The sequence below is a fragment of the Nonomuraea sp. NPDC048901 genome, from assembly GCF_040649695.1.
Classification (GTDB): Bacteria; Actinomycetota; Actinomycetes; order Streptosporangiales; family Streptosporangiaceae; genus Nonomuraea.
The window spans coordinates 1-2,880 of sequence record NZ_JBEZFW010000059.1; the positions used below are offsets into that span (position 1 = coordinate 1).

The following is a 2,880-nucleotide window of genomic DNA, read 5'->3' on the forward strand; positions in this document are numbered from 1 at the left end:
GAACTCTGGCGGATGTGGTGCGGGCATGGAGGACATCCTTCCTGATGATCAAGAGTGACCTCAGGCCAAGTGTCCGGAGAACAGGGGGAAGCTCATTCCGAGCGAGGTCCGCGAGCAGGTGGGCTTGAGGTTCGAGGTGTTGCTGCCTCATTTGAACGAGCGTCAGCGGCGGTTGCTGCTGGCTGCCGAGGCGCGGCTGCTGGGCCATGGCGGGGTGCGGGCTGTCGCCGAGATCGCTGGGGTCAGCGAGTCCACGGTCCGCAAGGGCGTGTTCGAGCTGGAAGGCGGTGAGGACCCGTTCCCCGATGGGCGGGTGCGGCGGCCGGGAGGCGGTCGTAAACAGGCTGGTCAGCTGGACCCCGAGCTGGTGAGCGCGTTATTGGCGTTGGTGGAGCCTGATGAGCGGGGTGATCCGATGTCGCCGCTGCGGTGGACCACCAAGTCACTGCGGAACCTGGCCGAGGAGCTGACTCGGCAGGGGCATCAGGTCTCGGCGCCGACGGTCGGCAGGCTGCTGCGGGCCAGTGGGTTCAGTCTCCAGGGGAATGCCAAGACATTGGAGGGCAAGCAGCATCCGGACCGGGATGCCCAGTTCCGCTATATCAACGAGCAGGTCAAAGAGCACCTGGCGGCCGGGGAACCGGTGGTCAGTGTGGATACCAAGAAGAAGGAGTATCTCGGCCGGCTGCCGATGGCGGGGACGCAGTGGCGGCCCAAGGGCGAGCCCGTCGAGGTGGAGGACCACAGTTTCTTTTTCACTGGCCCGGACATTCAACATGCGATTCCGTACGGGATCTACGACCTGGCCGCAGACACCGGCTGGGTGAATGTCGGTGTCGACCACGACACTTCGGCGTTCGCCGCCGCGTCGATCCGCCGCTGGTGGCAGGCCCGCGGCTGCAGCGACTACCCGGACGCAACCCGGCTGCTGATCACCGCGGACGCGGGTGGTTCCAACGGCTACCGGTACCGTGCTTGGAAGACGGAGATGGCCGCGTTCGCCGCCGAGGCCGCCCTGGACGTCACCGTCTGCCATTTCCCGCCGGGCACTTCCAAATGGAACAAGATCGAGCACCGGCTGTTCTCCCACATCACGATGAACTGGCGCGGTCGGCCGCTGACCAGCCACGAGGTCGTCGTGAACACGATCGCCGCGACTCGCACCCGGACCGGGCTGACGGTCCAGGCGGAGCTGGACACCGGCAGCTACCCGACCGGCGTGGCGGTCACCAAAGCGCAGGTCGAGGCGCTGCCGATCGAGCGACACGCCCACCACGGCGAGTGGAACTACACTATCCGAGCGACGACCGGTGAGCCCGGCATCCCTCTGGTGGGCAAGGCCGGGACACAGGCCCGGGCTGATGCGCTGGCGCTGCTGGCCGATCCGAGACTGACCGGGATGAGCCGCACTGAACTCGACGCACTCGCCGCCCGACTCGCCTCCGCTCAAGCCGCCCGGACCGAAGAACGCCTCTACCAGCAGCGCGGCGGACGGCGCCGCAAAGCACAAGGTGACCACGGGCGCCGGCTGTTCAGCGACGCCGACAGAGTCCTGATCACCGTGGTCTATCTGCGGCAGGTCTGCTCCCAGAAAACGCTCTGCGAGCTCCTGGCGACTAACCCCGTCACCATCGGCCAGGCCGTGAGGGAGACCCGGAAACTCCTGGACCAGAAGCACATCGTGCTCGCCACCACCAGCCTGGCCTTCGCCACCGCCACCGACCTGCACAACTATCTCGAGCACGGGATCACCGTCGGCAGGTCGCCGCTGCCCGAGGCATTGTCCGATCCGAAGCTCACCGGGATGAGCCGCCAGCAGCTCCACCAGCTCACCGAGCGTCTGGCGCTGCCACACGCAGCCGCGGTCGAGCGTCGCCGCCACCGCCAGCGCGGCGGTGACCGCACCCCGGGAACTCGTCGAGGAGTGTTCAAGCAGAAGCTCACCGATCCCGAGCGCATCCTGGCCACCGTGCTCTACCTGCGCACACTCTGCACCCGCGAAGTCCTCGCCGAGGCATTCGACCTCAGCCGCGGCACCATCAGCAACGCCATCGCAGAAGTCGTGCCGCTTCTCAAGGAAGCCGACATCACCATCGAACCCGCAAGTACCCGATTCCGGACCGCCATCGACATGATCGCCTCCGTCGAATCAGGCAGCGAGCCCACAACACCGACCGAACCGCCGTGTTGATTCTTTACGGCTTCACCTGCTGCGCAACTCGTTCCGGTACGCCGCCCGCCAGGACTGGGACAAGATCGCACGTGCGCTCAAGCCCGTCTACACCGCCCCGACCGAGGAGGCGGCGCTGGAGCGGTTCTACGAGTTCTCCGAGCTCTGGGGGCAGAAATACCCGGCCATCGTGCGCCTGTGGGAGACCAGTTGGGCAGAGTTCGTACCCTTCCTGGCCTTCGACATCGAGATCCGCAAGGTCATCTGCTCCACCAACGCCATCGAGAGCGTCAACGCCCGCATCCGTAAGGCGGTGCGTGCCCGGGGCCACTTCCCGAACGAGAACGCGGCCCTGAAGTGTGTATTCATGGCGCTGATGAGCCTGGATCCCACGGGCAAGGGCCGCAAGCGATGGACCATGCGCTGGAAGGCACCCTTGAACGCCTTCCAGATCGCCTTCGAAGGCCGCCTCACCCCCGCCAACCTCTGAACACTTCAACAACCAAGATCAGCCGTTAAGTTGACACTCCCGGAGCGCTTCATTGTCCCCGGGCCTGCCGGCTTGAGGTGGGCATGTCAGGGCTCTGACAGCTCGAACCAGACGGCCTTGCCGGCAGGGGTAGGTGTGGTGCCCCAGCAGCAGGCGAACTGGTTGATCAGGCTCAGCCAATGGCCTTGTTCGTCGTCCTGGCCGGCGTGGCGCGTGTGGG

General features: G+C 66.0%; 1 protein-coding gene and 1 pseudogene. Both read left to right on the forward strand.

Annotated elements, in window-relative coordinates:
* Window positions 1-118: 118 nt before the first annotated feature.
* On the forward strand, window positions 119-2,191 hold the full coding sequence (locus AB0C30_RS59785; RefSeq protein ID WP_357962669.1) for an ISAzo13 family transposase: 2,073 nt from the start codon (window positions 119-121) through the stop codon (window positions 2,189-2,191).
* Window positions 2,192-2,201: 10 nt separating this feature from the next.
* Window positions 2,202-2,660, forward strand: a pseudogene (locus AB0C30_RS59790) (transposase); the annotation flags it as partial.
* Window positions 2,661-2,880 lie beyond the last annotated feature (220 nt).